At 61.1% G+C, this 17,441-nt stretch carries 17 protein-coding genes; 7 read left to right on the top strand and 10 right to left on the bottom strand.

Annotated elements, in window-relative coordinates; all coding sequences use genetic code 11:
- The first annotated feature begins 85 nt into the window (after window positions 1-85).
- The 5 genes from PMI37_RS28780 (at window position 86) to PMI37_RS28760 (ending at window position 2,639) form a co-directional block, all read left to right on the top strand.
- Window positions 86-397 carry a DUF5629 family protein gene (locus PMI37_RS28780; protein ID WP_008088034.1) on the top strand — a complete coding sequence of 104 codons (312 nt, stop codon included), beginning with the start codon at window positions 86-88 and terminating at the stop codon, window positions 395-397.
- Window positions 384-1,559, top strand: coding sequence for a lactonase family protein (locus PMI37_RS28775; protein ID WP_008088025.1), 1,176 nt, complete (start codon window positions 384-386; stop codon window positions 1,557-1,559). The genes PMI37_RS28780 and PMI37_RS28775 overlap by 14 nt, the downstream gene beginning before the upstream one ends.
- A gap of 156 nt (window positions 1,560-1,715) precedes the next feature.
- A complete protein-coding gene (locus PMI37_RS28770) occupies window positions 1,716-1,895 on the top strand; it encodes a hypothetical protein (RefSeq protein WP_008088024.1) in 180 nt (59 codons plus the stop codon).
- Window positions 1,896-2,172: 277 nt separating this feature from the next.
- The gene (locus tag PMI37_RS28765; RefSeq protein ID WP_008088023.1) at window positions 2,173-2,385 is read left to right on the top strand and encodes a hypothetical protein; all 213 of its coding nucleotides are present in this window, start codon (window positions 2,173-2,175) and stop codon (window positions 2,383-2,385) included.
- Window positions 2,382-2,639 (top strand): hypothetical protein, encoded by a 258-nt coding sequence (locus PMI37_RS28760; RefSeq protein WP_008088022.1) that lies wholly within the window; start codon window positions 2,382-2,384, stop codon window positions 2,637-2,639. The genes PMI37_RS28765 and PMI37_RS28760 overlap by 4 nt, the downstream gene beginning before the upstream one ends.
- Before the next feature lie 319 nt (window positions 2,640-2,958).
- Here the strand turns inward: PMI37_RS28760 and PMI37_RS28755 are convergent, their stop codons facing one another.
- The 3 genes from PMI37_RS28755 to PMI37_RS28745 are packed head-to-tail and all read right to left on the bottom strand — an operon-like array spanning window position 2,959 to window position 8,422.
- Window positions 2,959-3,543 carry a glutathione S-transferase gene (locus PMI37_RS28755; RefSeq protein WP_008088021.1) on the bottom strand — a complete coding sequence of 195 codons (585 nt, stop codon included), beginning with the start codon at window positions 3,541-3,543 and terminating at the stop codon, window positions 2,959-2,961.
- Window positions 3,540-7,181 (bottom strand): SbcC/MukB-like Walker B domain-containing protein, encoded by a 3,642-nt coding sequence (locus tag PMI37_RS28750; protein ID WP_008088020.1) that lies wholly within the window; start codon window positions 7,179-7,181, stop codon window positions 3,540-3,542. Before PMI37_RS28750 ends, PMI37_RS28755 begins: the two co-directional genes overlap by 4 nt.
- Window positions 7,178-8,422, bottom strand: coding sequence for an exonuclease SbcCD subunit D C-terminal domain-containing protein (locus tag PMI37_RS28745; RefSeq protein WP_008088019.1), 1,245 nt, complete (start codon window positions 8,420-8,422; stop codon window positions 7,178-7,180). Before PMI37_RS28745 ends, PMI37_RS28750 begins: the two co-directional genes overlap by 4 nt.
- Before the next feature lie 235 nt (window positions 8,423-8,657).
- On the opposite strand from PMI37_RS28745, the gene PMI37_RS28740 reads away from it, so the two are divergent.
- Window positions 8,658-9,026, top strand: a complete 369-nt coding sequence (locus PMI37_RS28740) for a hypothetical protein (RefSeq protein ID WP_008088018.1) — start codon at window positions 8,658-8,660, stop codon at window positions 9,024-9,026.
- A 335-nt stretch (window positions 9,027-9,361) separates the two neighbouring features.
- Window positions 9,362-9,775 carry a hypothetical protein gene (locus PMI37_RS28735; protein ID WP_008088016.1) on the top strand — a complete coding sequence of 138 codons (414 nt, stop codon included), beginning with the start codon at window positions 9,362-9,364 and terminating at the stop codon, window positions 9,773-9,775.
- Between the two features lie 105 nt (window positions 9,776-9,880).
- On the opposite strand, the gene PMI37_RS28730 is transcribed toward PMI37_RS28735, so the two are convergent.
- From PMI37_RS28730 to PMI37_RS28700, 7 genes are all read right to left on the bottom strand, one after another.
- On the bottom strand, window positions 9,881-11,518 hold the full coding sequence (locus PMI37_RS28730) for a BatD family protein (protein WP_008088014.1): 1,638 nt from the start codon (window positions 11,516-11,518) through the stop codon (window positions 9,881-9,883).
- Entirely contained in the window at window positions 11,515-13,251 is a 1,737-nt protein-coding gene (locus tag PMI37_RS28725) for a tetratricopeptide repeat protein (RefSeq protein WP_008088007.1), read from the bottom strand. Before PMI37_RS28725 ends, PMI37_RS28730 begins: the two co-directional genes overlap by 4 nt.
- Complete coding sequence (locus tag PMI37_RS28720) at window positions 13,248-14,327, bottom strand: vWA domain-containing protein (protein ID WP_008088005.1); 1,080 nt, start codon at window positions 14,325-14,327, stop codon at window positions 13,248-13,250. The genes PMI37_RS28725 and PMI37_RS28720 overlap by 4 nt, the downstream gene beginning before the upstream one ends.
- Window positions 14,320-14,817 carry a DUF4381 domain-containing protein gene (locus PMI37_RS28715; RefSeq protein WP_008088003.1) on the bottom strand — a complete coding sequence of 166 codons (498 nt, stop codon included), beginning with the start codon at window positions 14,815-14,817 and terminating at the stop codon, window positions 14,320-14,322. The genes PMI37_RS28720 and PMI37_RS28715 overlap by 8 nt, the downstream gene beginning before the upstream one ends.
- A complete protein-coding gene (locus PMI37_RS28710) occupies window positions 14,814-15,758 on the bottom strand; it encodes a DUF58 domain-containing protein (protein WP_008088002.1) in 945 nt (314 codons plus the stop codon). The genes PMI37_RS28715 and PMI37_RS28710 overlap by 4 nt, the downstream gene beginning before the upstream one ends.
- 5 nt (window positions 15,759-15,763) lie before the next feature.
- On the bottom strand, window positions 15,764-16,723 hold the full coding sequence (locus PMI37_RS28705) for an AAA family ATPase (protein ID WP_003218556.1): 960 nt from the start codon (window positions 16,721-16,723) through the stop codon (window positions 15,764-15,766).
- 320 nt (window positions 16,724-17,043) lie between these two features.
- A complete protein-coding gene (locus tag PMI37_RS28700) occupies window positions 17,044-17,397 on the bottom strand; it encodes a hypothetical protein (protein WP_008088001.1) in 354 nt (117 codons plus the stop codon).
- Window positions 17,398-17,441 lie beyond the last annotated feature (44 nt).

Below are 17,441 nucleotides of genomic sequence, written 5' to 3'. Positions count from 1 at the left end.
ATCGCAGCCTTCGGCAGCTCCTACAGGGGGAGTGGGGCGCCATGAGCTATCATTGGCCCTTTCCCCCCTAGAAAGACTGTTTGCCATGACTGCCCAAACCCTTCTCAACGCCCTCGAACACTGCGGTATGGTCGAAATCGACGGCCTGCATGCCTTCGAATTTGCCCTCGACGAAGACGACAACCTGCACATCGAATGCATCGACGGCCGCGCGGCCAAGCATTGGGAATTCACCCCGGCCCAGGTGGCAGCGGCGACGTTTGATGACTCGCTGCAGAGCTGGTTGATCGTCGGCTATTTCAATGAAACCAAAGCGATCGGCGAACACCGCCTGGTTTGCCATGGCGATGTCGTCAGCAGCAGCGACGACGAGGATGACACTGATGAAAATGCGTAAATTCTGGCCGCTGCTGATGGCCGGCAGCGTCGGCGCCATGGGCCTGTCCACGGCGTCCGCCGAGAACTTCCAGTTGCTGGTCGGCTCCTACACCGCCGGCACCAGCCAGGGCATCTATCGCATGAACTTCGACAGCGCCACTGGCCAGATCGAGGCCAAGCCGCTGCAAGTGGTCAAGAGCGAAAACCCGTCGTGGCTGACCCTGTCCAAAGACCAGCATCGCCTGTTCGTGGTCAATGAAAACGGCCCGGGCCAGAAAGACCCGGTCGGCCGCGTCAGCAGCTATTCGATCGATCCGAAAACCCACGCCCTGACCCTGATCAATCAAGTGCAGAGCCTAGGCAACGAGCCGACCCATTCGAGCCTCAGCGCTGACGCCAGCCATTTGTTCGTGAGTAACTATTCGGTGATGGAAGATCCGGGTGGAACGCTGGCGGTGTTGCCGGTCGGTGCCGACGGCAAACTCAAACCCGTCGTGCAAATGAGCGCGCACCCGGCGAGTCGGGTCAATCCTGAGCGCCAGGCCTCGAACCACGTGCACTCGACAGTTTCCTCGCCGGACGGTCGCTACGTGTTCTCCAATGACCTGGGCGCGGACAAGGTCTTCATTTACCAATTCGATCCGAAAGCCAACCCGGACTTGCCGCTGACCCCGGCGAAAACCGCCTCGGTTGCCTTGCCGGCCGGCAGCGGCCCGCGTCATCTGCTGTTCAGTGCTGACGGTAAACACGCCTGGCTGAGCATGGAAATGAGCGCGCAGGTTGCGGTGTTCGATTACAACGACGGCGTGCTGACCCAGACGCAACTGGTTGACCTGGCTGCCGGCCAGCCGACCTCGGACAAGGCCGGCGCTGCGCTGCACACCTCGGCGGATGGCAAGTTCCTCTACGTCAGCAACCGTGGCACTGCCAATCAACTGGTGGTGTTCAGCATCGATCCGGCGACCGCCCAGCTCAAAGAGCTGCAAAAGCGTTCGGTGGAAGGTGATCACCCGCGCGAATTCAGCCTCGATCCGAGCGGCAAGTTCTTGCTGATTGCCAACCAGAAGAGCAACCAGATTGTCGTCGTTGAACGCGACAGCAAGACCGGTCTGCTCGGCAAAACCGTGCAGAAACTGCCAATGGACGCCCCGAGCGATCTGAAGTTTCTAGTGCGACAATAAGCCACAGGCCCCGTTTTACGGGGCCTGTCTCTTTGTATTAATCGCGCTGATATCCGGTAATGCTACAAAGCATTTCAAGCGATCAACCCTCGAGCGTTAAGTTTGCTTCACAGCCCAACCGGGCAAGCAAGCCAACCGAACACGAGGGTTACCGCCATGAACTTCAATCTCTTCTCCGTTATCGCCGCTTCCGCCATCTCCGCCACCGTGGTGCTGCCAGCCGGTGCCAACGTTGAAATCGCCAGCAAAAAATCCCACACCCAGAGCTACACCCAAAAATACCTGCAACAGAGCGCCAACTTCTACGCTGCTCTGGATCACAAAACCCAACACTGAACGCCTGCACACAACTCCCCTGTAGGAGCTGCCGAAGGCTGCGATCTTTTGATCTTAAACGTCAAAAGATCGCAGCCTTCGGCAGCTCCTACATGTTTGTGCGCGTGTTGATCGTCGCCCTCGTGTGCGTTTCGTAGCGTCATAGGTTTTCTCAACGGCGCAAATAGACCGGCTAAATAATCAACGAAGCTGATGTTCACTATGGCAAACCCTGAGTGGTTACCCCGGCTTTTTTGATCGATTCTGTGGCCATCGAAACATGCCCACGGAGAACACCATGGCCAGCGCAATCCTTCATTCAGCCAAACGCGGCGCCTACCTGACCATCGGTCTTTACCTGGCCGTGGTGTTGGTCGTCAGCATCGCCTCGCAGATGGAACACACCTTCGACGCGCCGATCGACGTCGCCCACCCCGGCATCCAGTTTGAAGTCCGCTCGCAAAGCGTGATGGTCGACCGGGCGGAACTCGCGGGAGTTGGCGGCGCATGAAAGGCTACAGACTTTGGGTCATCGCCAGTCTGGCGGTCATGACCAACGGCGCCTCGTTATTGGGCGTCGGCCAAGGCTCGGTGGGCGGCCTGGCGCGGGCCATAGAGGCCAATCACAGCATTGCGCACAATATCGAACGGGCGAATACGTTGGGACTGATGGCGGGGAATCCTCCGGTGAAGGCCGCCGCCAATTTCCTCGGCCCCTTCGAAGTGGATTGCATGGCGCTCGGGATGTGCAATGCGCTTGCCTAGACACCGCAATTCATTGTGGTGATGGAATTTATTGTGGCGAGGGGATTTATCCCCGTTGGGCTGCGAAAGCAGCCCCAAATCCTGCAACTCAAATTTGCCTGACACACCGCATAGAATGGTTTCACGACTGCTTCGCAGCCGAACGGGGATAAATCCCCTCGCCACAATAAATCCCCTCACCACAGGGTTGATCGTTCCCACGCTCTGCGTGGGAATGCAGCCCCGGACGCTCTGCGTCCAATTGGAACGCGGAGCGTCCCTCGAGGCATTCCCACGCGGAGCGTGGGAACGATCAATCAGGCAGGAAGGAAGGAGAGGGTTATTTCTTCATGATCGAGGTGAATAGGTCGGACTCGAGGAAATTGTGCAACCAAGCCTGCAGACGCGGATAAGGCGTCTGCGCAAACCACTCACGATCGACATGCGCAAACTGCCGAACAAACGGCAGCAGGGCGTTATCCGCCAGGCTCGGATGATCAGCCAGCAAATAATCGCGATCCTGCAGCAACCCCTCCAACCGCTGCAAATACACCGCACCCTCAGCCCGATAAACCTCCATCGGTTGCTCCGGATAACGCTCGGCATACTTGTAGCGATTCAACTGCACCTTGAACCCTTGATCATTCGCCTCGATCAACTCCGCAATCCGCGCATCGCCACCCAGCAACCAACCCTGCGGATCATGCTGCGCCAACGCCCAGCGCATGATCTCCAGGCTCTCATCAATCACCCGACCATCCGCATCCAGCACCGGCACCGTGCCCTTGGGCGAGATCGCCAGCATCTCGGCCGGTTTGGCCTTGAGGCTGACTTCAACGATGTCCACCGGCACGCCCGAATAACGTAACGCCATCCGCGCCCGCATCGCATACGGGCAGCGGCGGAACGAGTACAGCGTGTTCATTTCACCTCCAGTGTGCTCAAACCGTTGCCCTGACGCTGCACCTGAATCTGCACGGGAATCCGTTCGTGCATTTCCTGCACGTGGGAAATCACCGCGACCTTGCGCCCCTGCGCCTGCAAGCCGTCCAGCGCATCCATCGCCAGTTGCAGCGACTCCGGATCGAGGCTGCCAAAACCCTCGTCGATAAACAGCGATTCGATTTTCAGCGTGCTCGACGCCATCGACGCCAGGCCCAATGCCAGCGCCAGCGACACGAGGAACGTCTCGCCGCCAGACAACGAATGCACCGAGCGCAGTTCGTCACCCATTTCGGTGTCCATCACCAGCAAACCGAGCATGCTGCCGCCGCGTTTCAGGCGGTAGCGTTTGACCAGTTGGCGCAATTGCACGTTGGCGTGATGCACCAGCAGGTCGAGGTTGTAGGCCTGGGCGATCTTGCGGAAGGTGTCGCCGGTCGCGGAGCCGATCAGCGCACTGAGCCGCGCCCAACGCTGATACTCGGCATAGGCATCAGCGATCTGCTGGGCCAGCGCCTGATTGGCGTTCTGTCGGCGCTGGTCTTCGACCTGTTCGGCACGCAGTTCGGCGCATTGCTGTTCGCTGACGGTGAACTGGTTCTGCAGATCCGTCAGGGCCGTGGCGAGTTGCTCGGCGTCGAGATTGCCGTTGCTTTGGGCTTGATGGTCGACCAGTAACCGCTCACGTTCCTGCAACAAGACCGTGGCTTGCTCGATGGCTTTTTCGTTCAGTTGCAAGCGCTGGCGCAGCTCGGTGAACTGCGCGTCGTCGACTCGCAGCAAGTCTTCGAGACCGCCATCATCCAGCTCGGGATGGCGCGCGCGCCAGTCGGCTATCTTGCCGGCCAGATCCTGGTCCTCGCTTTCCAGTGCCTGCAAACGCTGTTGCTGCGCCTTGAGCTCAGCGGCGATCTGCACCAACTGCGTGCGCACGCTTTGCAGTTCCTGCGCCGTGGCGGTTTCGGCGTTGCGCGCCTGTTCCACGGCGTGTTCCAGCTGCTGCTGCCAGTGCTCGGCGCAGTTGTGCTCGCCAAGCAATTGCGCGAGTTTCTGCTGGCAGACTTGCTGCTGTTCGGCCAGCGCGTTGAATTGCTGCTCGGCCGCTTGCGCTTGCTGCACGCGGGTCAGCTGTCGGTCCTGTTCTTTCTCCAGCGTCTGCTGGCGTTGCTGCTGCTCGCTCAATTCTTCCTTTTGCTGCTCGACCTGTGCCAGGCGCTCGGCGATCTGCCGGTCGAGTTGCATGAACGTCGCCGCCGGTTCCTGGCGCAGGGCTTCAAGGGTGTCGGCCGGTAGCAGCGTGCCAAACGCCGTCAGTTCCTCGTCGAGGCGTTGACGGTCGCTGCTCAGCTCGCGCTGCTGATTGCTCAAGTGCTGCGCGGCTTGTTGATGTGCGGTTTCCGCCTGACGCAACTGTTGAGTCAGGCGCGCGGCATCCTGTTGCAGGGTGAGCAGGTCGTTCTGGCGCTGTTCGTCCTGCGTGATGCTCTGGTTCAACTGCTGGTTCTGGCGGAGGAGCCAGGCGTCGCGCTTGTCGGCGTCCTGGTTCAGCAACTGCGCGGACAACGGATGGGCTTCGAGGCTCGGCGCAAGCGCCTGTTGCTGGCTCGCCAGTTGTTCTTGCTGTTGCAGCAGTTCTTTCTGCTGCGCGATGACGCCACCGACTTCAGCGCGCAGTTCGATGAGCTTTTCCTTGAGCTGATCGACCACTTGCTGGGCGTTGGCCTGCTCACTTTCATCGTGACGGCCGAGGCTTTGCAGCAGTGCTTCGGGCTGGTGATACGGATGCTCATTGCTGCCACACACCGGGCACGGTTGATCGTCCTGCAACTGCGCACGCAACTCTTCGACACTGGCACTGCGCGCCAGGCGCTGGCGCTCAAGCAGTTCGCGGGTGACGTTGAGGGTTTGCTCGGCGACGGTCAGTTCGGCTTTGCTTTTCACCCCCTCCTGCGTCAGGCGCTCGCGTTCCTGTTGAGCGCTGAGCTGGCGTTGTTGCAGTTCGGCCCCGCGCTTGTCCAGGTCCTGCTGGCTGGCCCACAGGCGCGACAGGTCTTCGAAGGCGCGCAGTTGTTTGCGGTTGTCCTGCAACAGCGTGCCGAGGATGCCGATCTGTTCGGCGACGGCATCCGGCTCGGCGCCGGCCTCTTTGAACAGCACTTCAAGTTGCTGCTTCTGCGTGGTCAACGCTTCGGCGCTGCGCGTGGCGTTTTCTTCGAGGCTCGCCAGTTCGGCCTGGCCCTTGTTCAGGCGATTGCCGATCAGCATCAGCTGCTGCAGACGATCGCGATAGGCATTCCACGCATCGCTCAACGGCGCCAGATGCGCGCTTTGCGCAAGCTCGGCAGCGATGCGCTGCAAGCGTTCGGCGACCTCGCTCTGTTTTTCCTGCAAGGCTTGAATGGCGCCCTGGCCGTCGCTGCACTGCTGTTGCGCGTTGGTTTTGGCGTCAGCGCAAGCGGCGACATCTTTGGCCAGGCGGGCGAGGGTGCTTTGCTCTTCGAAAGCCTGACGCAACAATGGCGCATTTTCCGACTGACGCTGCTGCGCTTCGCTCAGGGCCACTTTTGCCGCACTGAGATCTTGCTCAAGTTGCGTCTGGCGTTCAGTCAGTTCGGCGTGCTGCCGGGTGTGCTCGGCAATCTGTGCCGCCAACGGTGTCAGCAGCGCATCGAGCTCGGTTTTGCGCGCAAACTGGTGACGTTGCGGGCCGAGCTGCTCCAGGCGGTTGAGCTTCACGCGTTCGCCGGCCAGACCTTCCCATTGCTGCCGGGCGCTGTGCAATTGTTCGGTGGCAGCTTGCTGTGCATCCTGCAACAGCCGCAAATCCTTGAGCCAGCTGTGCTGTTGCTCAAGCTGTTTGAGTTGCGCCTGCTGCAACTTCAGGTGCTGTTGCGCGGCGTTGAAACGCTCATCCAGTTCCGCCCGCGCTTCGGGGGCGAGCGGAGTGACGCCGGTGGCCTGATCCTGCAATAGCTTGTGCGCTTCGCGGGCCTCTTTGGTCTTGTCGAAGGCGCGGCGGCCGAGACGGGTGTACAGCGCGGTGTCGGTGAGCTTTTCCAGCAGTTCGCTACGGTCGTTATCGTCCGCTTTGAGGAAGGCGCTGAACTCGCTCTGCGCCAGCAGCACGGCGCGGGTGAACTGTTCGAAGTTCAGGCCCAGTGCCGCTTCCAGTTGGGTTTTGTACTCGCCTTTCTGGCTGGCGAGCAGTTGATCCTGATCGATGTCGCGCAGGCTCTGACGGCTGGCCTGCAACTTGCCGCCGGCCTTCTCGCGGGCACGGTTGGCTTCCCAGCGCGCGCGATAGCGACGGCCATCGACACCGACAAAATCCACTTCGGCATAGCCTTCACCGGTGCCGCGACGCAACAGGGTGCGCGGGTCGCCAGTGGCGATTTCGCCGTCGGCATCGGGGACTTTGGCGTCACGGCCGGTGTTGTTCAAGCGCGGTACGGCGCCGAACAGTGCCAGGCACAACGCATCGAGCAGGGTGCTTTTACCGGCGCCGGTCGGGCCAGTGATCGCGAACAACCCGGCGCTGGCCAGCGGTTCAGCGGTGAAATCGATCTCGAATGGCCCGGCCAATGAGGCGAGGTTCTTCAAGCGAATGGCGAGAATCTTCATGGCTGCTCGCCCTCCAGTTGCACGTCTTGCAGCAGTTCGGCGAAGTCCTTCAGCGTTTGCTCATCGACTTCGTTGCCGTAGTTGTCGAGCCAGGCGCGGCTGAACAACTCCTGCGGGGTCAGTTGGTCGAGTTCGATCAGCGTAGTGCCGTCCGCCTCGCCGTCAGCGCCCCGGTTGCCGGCGTATTCAGCGGCGATACGCACCAGGCGCACGGCTTTGCCTTGCAGGGCGTTTTCCACTTGGTGGCGCAGATCCGGTTGCGGCTCGTCGAGGGTTACGCGCACTTCGAGCCACGGCTGGCGTTGGGTTTCGGCGAGCAGGTCGATGTTCGGCAGGTCTGCCAGTTGCAGCAGGATCTCGGCCAGCGGTGCCGGGCCTATGCGTTGTAGCTGGACCGATCTCGGAATGTGTTTCGACTCGACGCTGATCAGGGTTTCACCCTCAAGCAGGACGTCGAGAATCTGATGTTCATATTTGATCTCGGAGAACGACAACGGAATCGGCGAACCGCTGTAGCGAATGCGCTCCTCACCGTTGACCTTCTGCGGCTTGTGCAAATGGCCGAGGGCGACGTAACTGATGCTCGGCCCGAACAGACTGGCCGGCAGCGCTTCAGCATTGCCGATGATCAGGCTACGCTCGGAATCTTCCGACACCGAGCCACCGGCCATGTGCGCATGGCTGATGGCAATCAGCGCCTGACCGGGTTGGCGCTTGGCGTTGGCCGCTTCGATCAGCCATTCATGCACCTGACCGATGCCGCGCAAATAGTTGTCGCCCAGATGCGCGCCCGTCACTTCCGCCGGGCGCAGGAACGGCAGCGCCAGGCACCACGCGGCGATCTCGCCTTGGGCATTGGGCAACGGCAGCAACAGACGCTCGGCATCGAGCTGGCCGTCATCCAGCCACAACACCCGACCCAGCGCGTGCGTACGCAAACGGCGCATCAACGGCGCCGGCAGTTCAATCCGCGAGCCGGAGTCGTGGTTGCCGGCGATCATCACGATGGTCAGCAGCGGTTGCTGCTCGTGGGCGCTGACGATGAAGTCGTAGAGACGTTCCTGGGCTTTGACCGGCGGGTTGACCGTGTCGAAGATGTCACCGGCAATCAGCAGCACATCCGGCTGCGCCAGTTTCAGTTGATCCAGCAGCCATTCGAGAAAACAGGCGTGCTCGAAATCGCGCTCCTGGCCGTGCAGGTTTTGCCCAAGGTGCCAGTCGGAGGTGTGAAACAGACGCAAGGCGGACTCCGCAACAATTAAAGAGGTGATGGCCGCGGGGAAATGATGGGCGGCGAAAGAGGGGAGAGTTTACAGATTATTGCGCGGGTGGGGCTTGTCCGGGAGCAGGACGCGCGCGATCACGTCGATTTCTAAAATTGACGCCCTGACGTCCGCTGCCTACCATCGCGCCACTCTATTGATATCTTTTTCGCTGCTTGCGAATTACCGCTGGTTGACCCGGAGTAGCAGGGAAATGCGCGTTGAAAGCTTGTTCAATCAGGCCAGAGGAATGGTTAAAGGGCTTTATTTTCACGCGATGGATGAGCTCGGATTTCGTCCGGAGCAAGCGTTTGCCTATGCTCAGGACGAACTGGAGCGCCTGATGCGCAAAGACGCACATGGCCCGAATGCAATCCTGCAGACTGCGATTTATATGGAAGGCCACCGACGAGGCCTGAAGTTATCGAAAGACAGTCCCTACGCGGTTGATATGTTGGCTATTTTGATCGATACGTACGGGCAGTTCAGCGTTGAGAGTCTGGTTGAAGCCGGGGCCGATGACGAAGAACTGAAAGCCATTCAGTCGGACATGGACACCGTGCGCAATGTGTTTCTTTCTTAAGAACTACGGTGAGTCAAAGACAGCGCTTGAACAGAAAAGGAAGCTTCAGTAGCCATGCCAAAGTTTGCTTGTGTATGCGGTCACGTCATTAACCTGTCGCGAGGGACGTCCGAGTTTGAAATGTCTCTGGTGGCTGAACAGAAGATAGATGAAATTGGCTGTGCGCTAGCAAATCGCTGGCTGTCTGAAGAAGAATTCTACGAAACGATAGACCAAGGGGCTGTTACGGTTTATCGATGCCAGCCGTGCGGACGGATACATGTGGATCAAGGGGGTGGAAGCTTTACTTCTTATATAAAGGAAGTAAATGAGTCACCTGAGGCTGGATAGAATTCATGGAATTGAAGTTTTTTCATCACTTTGCTGGAAACCATCCTGTCGTGGGCGAGGTGTTTTATGAGATGGCGCAAGTCAGTCCTGGGCAGGCAGGAGGGGCACGTTATGAACTTTATGTCTGCAGCGTACTGATTGCAATTGCACAATACCCGGCTGCCTGTGACCGGTTGCTTGGGTATTTGACTTCGGTAATGAACGGCACAGAGCAATCAATTTGTGCAGGTGGAAACGACGTTGTTCTGAATATCGATACAACGGGCGTGCAAGTCGATATATCGATCAACGATGACTGGATTGGCCAGCCAGACAGCAAGTTCACCTTGCAGGAATGGCAAAAAGTTCTTGAAAACTGGAAGTACTTGCTGGAACTGCCACAGGGTTCTGATGAGATCGTGCTGGTCAAGTTGTCATAGAAACACTCGACCTAAAGCAAATCAAAAGATCGCAGCCTTCGGCAGCTCCTACACGGGAATACACTCCCCTGTAGGAGCTGCCGAAGGCTGCGATCTTTTGATCTTTTACTTCGGATAAAGCGGTGGCAGGCCACTGTCGCCCACTGGGTCGTGTACGCGCTCAGCGGTCGGAATCGTACGGATCGCTCGCCACAAATCTTCACCCTGCCAATGCTGGCCGGTTTCGCTGTACAGCGCACCGTTGAGCCCGTCGAGGGCATCCGACAAGGGCACAAACCGCGCCGCCATGTCCGCCAGGGTTTCCGGCTGTTGACGTGCCCACGCATCCAGCGCCTGTCGTGTCGCTTGCGGGTCGTTGGCCTGGCTTGCGCGTTTGATGTCGTCCATCAAGGTGCGCGGGCTTGGGCCGGTTTGGGCGGCGCGATGCACCGCCGGTTGCCAGCGCGCGCGCCACCACAGGCCGAAGCCGAGCAGGGTGGTGCAGGCGAGAATCAGCGTGCTCAGCTTCCACCACCACAACATATCGTTATCGACGACACTCGGTTGCAGGTTACCGGCCGGGGTGTCGACCTGCAGGCTCGGGTTGTTCGCCACTTGCAGCGTGCGCGCCGGCAGGCTGCTGTGTTCCAGGTGATCTTCGAAGGTGTTCCACCACACCACGTCCACCGTCGGCAGGTCGATTGCACCGCTGCGGCTGGGCACCAGCGCTTCGCGTTCTTCGCGGCTACCGACCAGCCCGCGGTCGGTGCTTTGATTGCTCAGCACCGGTTGATCGGGGTAGCGGCGTAAACCGTTGACGTCGGTGGCGGGCAGCGCCGGCAGTTGTGAACTGGCCAGGCCTTCGACTTTCAGGGTCAGGCTGCGGGTCAGCGAGTCGCCGATCTGCGTGTGCTCCGGTTCAGGGTTCCAGCTCTCGCTCAAACTCAGGCTGCGTGCCGGCAGCCAAGGGGCATCGACCGGATAAGTGAGCGGCTTGGGTTTGACCGTCAACGGGATCGCCGAGGAACTGACGCGCATCAGTTTGCCCGGCTTCGGCCCCTGCGCATTGTTGTCTTGTGCGGGCTGCGTATCGACCAGCGTGGCGCTGAACGTTTGCGGGGTAATCGTCAGCAAACCACTGTGCTGCGGATAGATCGCATAGCGCATTTCGATCACGCCATGGCGCACGCCGTTGAGGTCTTTTTCGTAGGTGCGCGTATCGCCCAACTGCTCAATGCGCGCATCGGCGATCTGCAACGGGGTCAGGCTGCTGTCGTCGTACAGCGACACCGAATGGTAGATGCGCAACGTCAGGATCGCCTGGGCCTGCACATAGACGCTGGACTGGTCGAGGCTGGCTTCGATGAATACCGGATCGAGGCTGTTCTTGTCTTCGCGGGTATCGCTTTCAACCACTTGCACGGTGATCGGCTGGCTCTGCACGTCGCCCATCTGCAACGGCGGAATGACCACGCTGCCGTTCTCTTTCGGCAACAGCGTGATGATCCAGCGCGTGGTCGCGCGGTTGTCGCCATTGAGGGTGTTGAGCTGGTTGACCTGGCGCGTGCCACGCACTTCGAACAGCGGCTCCAGCGGTGTCAGGTCGGGTTTGCCAAACTGGGTGACGTCGCTGGTTTCGAGGGTGAGCTCAACCGTCTCGCCGGAGTTCAGGCGACTGCGATCCACACTGGCGGTCAGCTCGGCGCCATCAGCGATGGCCGAGCAAATCAGCAGGGGCAGCAAGAGAGCGGTGAAGCGGGTCATCGAGTGTTTTCCTGATCCTGATGTTGTTGCTGTTCGTACCAGAATTTGCGTCGCAGCAATTCGCCCGGATCGTCCGGGATCTTGCCCAGCCATTGTTCCAGAGCCTGACGCTGCTCGCCGTCGAGGTTGTTCTCGCTTGGGCGCAGGGTCGGCACGGTGTCCGTCTGTTCCTCCTCGTCGCTGCCCGGTATTTCATTGGGGCCGGGCTGCGGCGGTGTGGTCGGTGGCGGTTCGCTGGCAGGCTCGGCCGGTTGCGCTTCGCTCGGGTTTTCGCTTTTCACGGCCGGCGGCGCGGCGGTCGCGGGCGGCGGCTCGTCGCCGGGCAGGTTCTGCTCGGTCGGTTTGCGTTCCGGTTCGGCGGGCGGCGGCGTGCGTTTCTGCTTCAGCAGGTTCTCTACCAGCGCCTTGTTGGTCTGCGCCGGGCGCAAGTCCGGTTGCAGCTCCAGGGCCTGTTCATAGGCATCGATCGCCGCTTCCAGCTCACCACTTTTTGCCAGCGCGTTGCCACGATTGTAGTGGGCGCGGGCATCGCTGCCTTCGGCGAAGCGCTGAGCGGCGCCACTGTAGTCGCCGGCCTCGTACAACGCCACCCCTTGCCACTGGTGATCAGCAAAATGTTGCGCCGCTTCGGCGGGGCGTTTCTGCTTCAGCAAGTGCAGGCCCTGTTGATCCGGGCGCAGCCACAAATCTTCGAAGTCGAAAGCGTAGCTCGGCTGCGGCAGGCAGAACAGCAGCGGCAGGCAGAACAACCAGCCACGCCGCCCGGCGCATGCAGCGAGCAACAACAGCGGCAACAGCAGCCAGTAACCCTGATCGGCCCAGGTATCCAGGCGCACGGTCTGGCCATCGTCGCGCAGACTGCGCGGGCCGTTGAGCAGGCCGAGCGCGCCAAGATCCGCCTCGTCGAGGCGGGCAGGGTGGTATTCACCGCCGACGCTGTTGAGGAATGCGCTCAGGCCCGGGCTGTCGAGTTGCGGCACACGAATCGCGCCTTGTTCATCCTTGAGGAAGCTGCCGTCCTCCTGGGCAATCGGCGCACCTTCAGCGGTGCCGACACCGAGCATCAGCAGTTGCGCCGATTCACCGCTGAGCGCACGACGAATGCCTTGGCGTTCCTCTTCGTTCAAGGAAGAGCCGATCAGCAGAATCCGTCCCTGACCGAGCGCGCCCTGTTTCAACAATGCCAGCGCTTTGCTCACCGCCAGATCGGCGCGATGACCGCTTTCCGGCATCAGCGACGGTTTCAGCGCATCGAGCAGATTGCGACTGGTGGCCAGGTCATCCGACAGTGGCACCAACGTGTGTGCGCTGCCGGCGTAAACGACAATCGCGGTCTGCGCATCGCTGCGTGCTTGTAACAGGTCGAACAGCTTGCGCCGTGCCTGTTCCAGCCGCGTTGGCGGCGAGTCGGTGGCGAGCATTTCCGGGGTCAGCTCCAGCACCACCACCAACGGGTCGGCGGGTTTCTGGCTGGTCTGTTCGACGCGCTCCCAACTCGGCCCGAGCAGCGCCAGAATCGTCAGCAGCCACGCCACGCCAAGGGCGATCCACGGCAGTTTGCTGTCGCGCCCGCTGCCACCGCTGAGCAGGGTGGCGTGGAACGCTGGCGGCAGGATCATCTGCCAGCGCCCGGCACGTTTCTGCCGGTGCCAGAGCTGCCAGATCAGCCAGCCGAGCAGCGGCAATAACAGCAACCACCAAGGGCGGAACCAGTGCGGCCAGAGCGCGATCATCGGCGCCTCCGCAGACGCAGGCGCTTGAGGCGCTCGCGCCAGTCAGGCAGCGGACTTTGCAGATACAGCTCCTTGGTGAACAGGCGTTGCAGCGGGTTATCCGGCCACAATTCGCGGGCGACCAGCAACAGGCTCAACCACAACGCGAGCGCCAGCGGCCAGTGATACAAGGCTTGCGCCGGGCGCGCCTGGGTCGGTTGTTGGGTCACCGGTTCGAGCTGGTCGAGGGTGTCCTTGATCGCTTGCAGTTCTTTGCCGTCGTGCGCACGGAAGTATTGCCCGCCGGTGACTTCGGCGATGGCCTTGAGCGCCGGTTCGTCGAGGTCCAGGCTCGGATTGACGCCGAGCAGGCCGGTCGAACCGCTGTCCTCGGGATTGGCGCCGATGCCGATCGGATAGATTTTCACGCCTTCGCTGGCGGCTAATCTGGCTGCGGTCAATGGATCGATTTCACCGCCATTGTTGGCGCCGTCAGTCACCAGAATCAGCACGCGGCTTTGCGCCGGGCGCATCCGCAGGCGTTTCAGCGCCAGACCGATGGCGTCGCCGATGGCGGTGTTCTTGCCGGCGATGCCGATCCGCGCCTCGTCGAGCCAGACGCGCACGGTGTGGCGATCAAACGTCAGCGGCGCTTGCAGGTACGCCTGACTGCCGAAGAGGATCAAGCCAACGCGGTCGCCGTCGCGGCTTTCCAGGAAGTCACCAAGCAAATGCTGAACCAGTGAAAGACGGCTGACGTCTTCGTCCTGCCACTGCATGTCGGGGAAATCCATCGAGCCGGACACGTCCACCGCCACCAGCAGATCACGGCCGCTGGCGGCAATCGGCAACGGTTCGCCGAGCCACTGTGGGCGGGCGGCGGCGGTCAACAGCAACAACCACAGGAGCATGAACGGCGCCTGTTGGCGCCACGCCGGCAGGTTGGCGCGGGCACGACGGCGGGCGAGGCCTTCGAGGTCGGACAGAAAGCTGACTTTCAGCGCCGGTTCGCCGCTGTCGGCCACCGGCAATACGAGGCGCATCAACCACGGCAGCGGCAGCAGCGCGAAGATCCACGGCCAGGCGAACTCAAACATGTTTGCGAATCCACGTGTCGACGGCTTGAGTCAGGCCGGCGATGGCCTTGTCGTCGAGTTTGCATTCCGGTTTGTACGCGCCTTCGACCAGCACCATCCAGCGCGTCAGGCCCGCCGCCGGGCAGCGGTTATCAAGGAACGCCAGCCATTTACGCCCGTTGAGGGTGTGGCTCTGGCTGTACGGATAGTGGTTGCGGCACAGGCGTTTGAGCAGGCCGTTGAGTTGTTGCAGCCAGGCGCCAGCCGGGGCGCCGTCGTAGGGCTTGGGCATCTGCGCCAGTTCGGCGAGGGCGGCAATGCGCACCGGGTCGAGCGGCTGTTCGGCACGTACGATCGGGCGTTTCTTCATGGGCATGAAACGGCGCAGCTTCCACGCGGCGAAACCCAGCAGCGGCAGCAACAGAAGCAGCAGCCACCAGCCCGGCGCCGGTGGCCAGAAGGCAATCGGTGGCGGCGAGATCAGCGGTTGCAGTTGTTCGAGGCCGTTCATCGACCTTTCCCCGGACGCTGCGGATTGAGGAACTCGCGCATCTGCTCGACCATTTCACTTTGCGTGCTCAGCGGCATCAGCAACACCCGCAACTTTTGCGCGAGCAGTTCCCAGCGGGCGATGCGTGCTTCGGCTTGGGCGCGATAAGTCTGGCGCAGGTCGAAATTCAGCGTGTCGAGTTCCAGTTGTGCGCCGCGCTCGGCAAACCTCAGCAGGCCGGCAGCGGGGAGGGCGTGATCCAGCGGGTCAGAGATGGGCAGCATCAGCAGATCGCAATGGCGCGCCAGCAGGCTCAGCTGTTGTTCGGCGCTGTCGGACAACGCGCGTTCATCGCAGATCACGATGGCCAGGCTGCCGGGCCGCAGCACTTCGCGGGCGCGGCGCAGGGCTACGCCGAAGGCATCGCGATCCGGCTCACGCTCGGTGTGCAGCGACTGATTGACCTTCACCAGGCGGTTGAGCAGTTGCAGCAGGCTCTGTTTACTTCGTCGTGGCTTGATTTCGTAGTGTTCGTTGTCGCCGAACACCAGCCCGCCAACCCGGTCGTTATGGCCCAGTGCGGCCCAACCAATCAATGCCGCTGCTTGCGCCGCAAGCACTGATTTGAACATCAGCCCGGAGCCGAAAAACAGCCGCGTGCTTTGCTCGACCATGATGAAAATCGGCCGTTCGCGTTCTTCATGGAACAGCTTGGTGTGCGGCTCTTGCGTGCGCGCCGTCACGCGCCAGTCGATGGTGCGCACGTCGTCGCCGGCCTGATACACCCGCACCTGATCGAAGTCGACGCCGCGACCACGGAATTTCGAGTGATGCAGGCCGATCAGCGGGCTGCGCTGGCTCGGCGTGGAAAACAGCTGCACTTCGCGCACCCGGTGGCGCATCTCGATCAGCTCGGCGAGGCTGACGCGGATGCCCGGTTCGGACGGCAGGGGGGCGTTCATGGGGGTCAAGCGACGGCTACGACGTCGAGAATCCGCTGCACCACCCGATCCTGATCGATGCCGGCGGCTTCGGCTTCAAACGACAAAATGATGCGGTGACGCAACACGTCGAACAGCACCGCTTGAATGTCTTCCGGGCTGACGAAGTCGCGACCGGCCAGCCAGGCGTGGGCGCGGGCGCAGCGGTCGAGGGCGATGGAACCGCGCGGGCTGGCGCCATAGGCGATCCACTCGGCCATTTCCGGGTCGAACTTGGCCGGCGTACGGGTGGCCATGACCAGTTGCACGAGGTATTCCTCCACGGCGTCGGCCATGTACAAACCAAGGATTTCCTTGCGTGCAGCGAAGATCGCCTGCTGGCTGACCCGGCGCTCGGGTTTGGTCTCACCGTTCAGCGCTTCGCCACGGGCCTGCTGGAGGATGCGGCGTTCGACGGCGGCGTCCGGGAAACCGATTTTCACGTGCATCAGGAAACGGTCGAGCTGCGCTTCTGGCAACGGATACGTGCCTTCCTGCTCGATCGGGTTCTGTGTGGCCATCACCAGAAACAGCGGCGACAGCTCGTAGGTGCTGCGGCCGACACTGACCTGACGCTCGGCCATGGCTTCGAGCAGCGCCGATTGCACCTTGGCCGGCGCGCGGTTGATCTCGTCCGCCAGCACCAGGTTGTGGAAGATCGGCCCTTGCTGGAACACGAAACTGCCGGTTTCCGGGCGATAGATTTCGGTACCGGTGATGTCGGCGGGCAGCAGGTCCGGGGTGAACTGGATGCGATGGAACTGGGCTTCGATGCCCTCGGCGAGTTCTTTGATCGCTTTGGTCTTGGCCAGACCCGGAGCGCCCTCGACCAGCATATGGCCGTCAGCGAGCAGGGCGATGAGCAAACGCTCGATGAGTTTTTCCTGGCCGAGAATCTGCGTTGAAAGAAAGGTTCGCAGCGCCAATAGCGCTTCACGATGTTCCATCGGTGACTGTTCCTGGAAAGGGGTGGCCACGGGCGTTCGGATAACGCCGGGGCTGGGGGCGTTACTTTAATCCATCGCGGGGGGTGGCGACTAACGGCATTTTGTAGAAAAGGGCAAAAGATCGCAGCCTTCGGCAGCTCCTACAGGTGATTGCATTCCAATGTAGGAGCTGCCGCAGGCTGCGATCTTTTGGCTGTCTGTGAAGGCCTCATCGCTGGCAAGCCAGCTCCCACAGGGACCGATGTGTTGCATAGATCGCATTCACACCGCTGATACCTGTGGGAGCTGGCTTGCCAGCGATGGGGCCAGTCCGGACACCATCAAACTTCGTTAATGAAGGTACCCGTCCCATCAAGGATGTTCTTCAAGGTCTCAACAACCTCATCCATGTCCACCATGTCCGGATTGAAACTGATCTCCAGCACATCATCCCCATTCAACGCATCGGCATCCGCCGCCGCGATCTCGATCTTCAGCAGCGTCGAAGTCAGCGTGACTTTCACCCCGTCGAGCGTCGAAGGCTCGCCATCCAGGGTGATCTCCAGCTCATCCTCATCCGGATAACGGCTCATCAGGAACATGTCGCCCTTGTCGCTGTGGCAGCAGAGCATGGCCATGTTGTCTTCTTCGTCGTCGCACGGGTTGACGATCAGTAGGGCGGTGGTCATTTGCATGGTCAATTCCTGCCTCAAGGGGCGTGTCGGTCGCTAATGGGCGC

Origin of the sequence: Pseudomonas sp. GM80, from assembly GCF_000282515.1 — a bacterium.
Taxonomy (GTDB): Bacteria; Pseudomonadota; Gammaproteobacteria; order Pseudomonadales; family Pseudomonadaceae; genus Aquipseudomonas.
This window is presented reverse-complemented; position numbering and strand designations above follow the sequence as displayed.

Coding starts and splice junctions, on each gene's coding strand:
- PMI37_RS28715 (WP_008088003.1), bottom strand. CDS start 14,817: ATGAACGGCCTCGAACAACTGCAACCGCTGATCTCGCCGCCACCGATT.
- PMI37_RS28735 (WP_008088016.1), top strand. CDS start 9,362: ATGGAATTGAAGTTTTTTCATCACTTTGCTGGAAACCATCCTGTCGTG.
- PMI37_RS28765 (WP_008088023.1), top strand. CDS start 2,173: ATGGCCAGCGCAATCCTTCATTCAGCCAAACGCGGCGCCTACCTGACC.
- PMI37_RS28775 (WP_008088025.1), top strand. CDS start 384: ATGAAAATGCGTAAATTCTGGCCGCTGCTGATGGCCGGCAGCGTCGGC.
- PMI37_RS28700 (WP_008088001.1), bottom strand. CDS start 17,397: ATGCAAATGACCACCGCCCTACTGATCGTCAACCCGTGCGACGACGAA.
- PMI37_RS28770 (WP_008088024.1), top strand. CDS start 1,716: ATGAACTTCAATCTCTTCTCCGTTATCGCCGCTTCCGCCATCTCCGCC.
- PMI37_RS28750 (WP_008088020.1), bottom strand. CDS start 7,181: ATGAAGATTCTCGCCATTCGCTTGAAGAACCTCGCCTCATTGGCCGGG.
- PMI37_RS28780 (WP_008088034.1), top strand. CDS start 86: ATGACTGCCCAAACCCTTCTCAACGCCCTCGAACACTGCGGTATGGTC.
- PMI37_RS28755 (WP_008088021.1), bottom strand. CDS start 3,543: ATGAACACGCTGTACTCGTTCCGCCGCTGCCCGTATGCGATGCGGGCG.
- PMI37_RS28710 (WP_008088002.1), bottom strand. CDS start 15,758: ATGAACGCCCCCCTGCCGTCCGAACCGGGCATCCGCGTCAGCCTCGCC.
- PMI37_RS28760 (WP_008088022.1), top strand. CDS start 2,382: ATGAAAGGCTACAGACTTTGGGTCATCGCCAGTCTGGCGGTCATGACC.
- PMI37_RS28720 (WP_008088005.1), bottom strand. CDS start 14,327: ATGTTTGAGTTCGCCTGGCCGTGGATCTTCGCGCTGCTGCCGCTGCCG.
- PMI37_RS28730 (WP_008088014.1), bottom strand. CDS start 11,518: ATGACCCGCTTCACCGCTCTCTTGCTGCCCCTGCTGATTTGCTCGGCC.
- PMI37_RS28740 (WP_008088018.1), top strand. CDS start 8,658: ATGCGCGTTGAAAGCTTGTTCAATCAGGCCAGAGGAATGGTTAAAGGG.
- PMI37_RS28725 (WP_008088007.1), bottom strand. CDS start 13,251: ATGATCGCGCTCTGGCCGCACTGGTTCCGCCCTTGGTGGTTGCTGTTA.
- PMI37_RS28705 (WP_003218556.1), bottom strand. CDS start 16,723: ATGGAACATCGTGAAGCGCTATTGGCGCTGCGAACCTTTCTTTCAACG.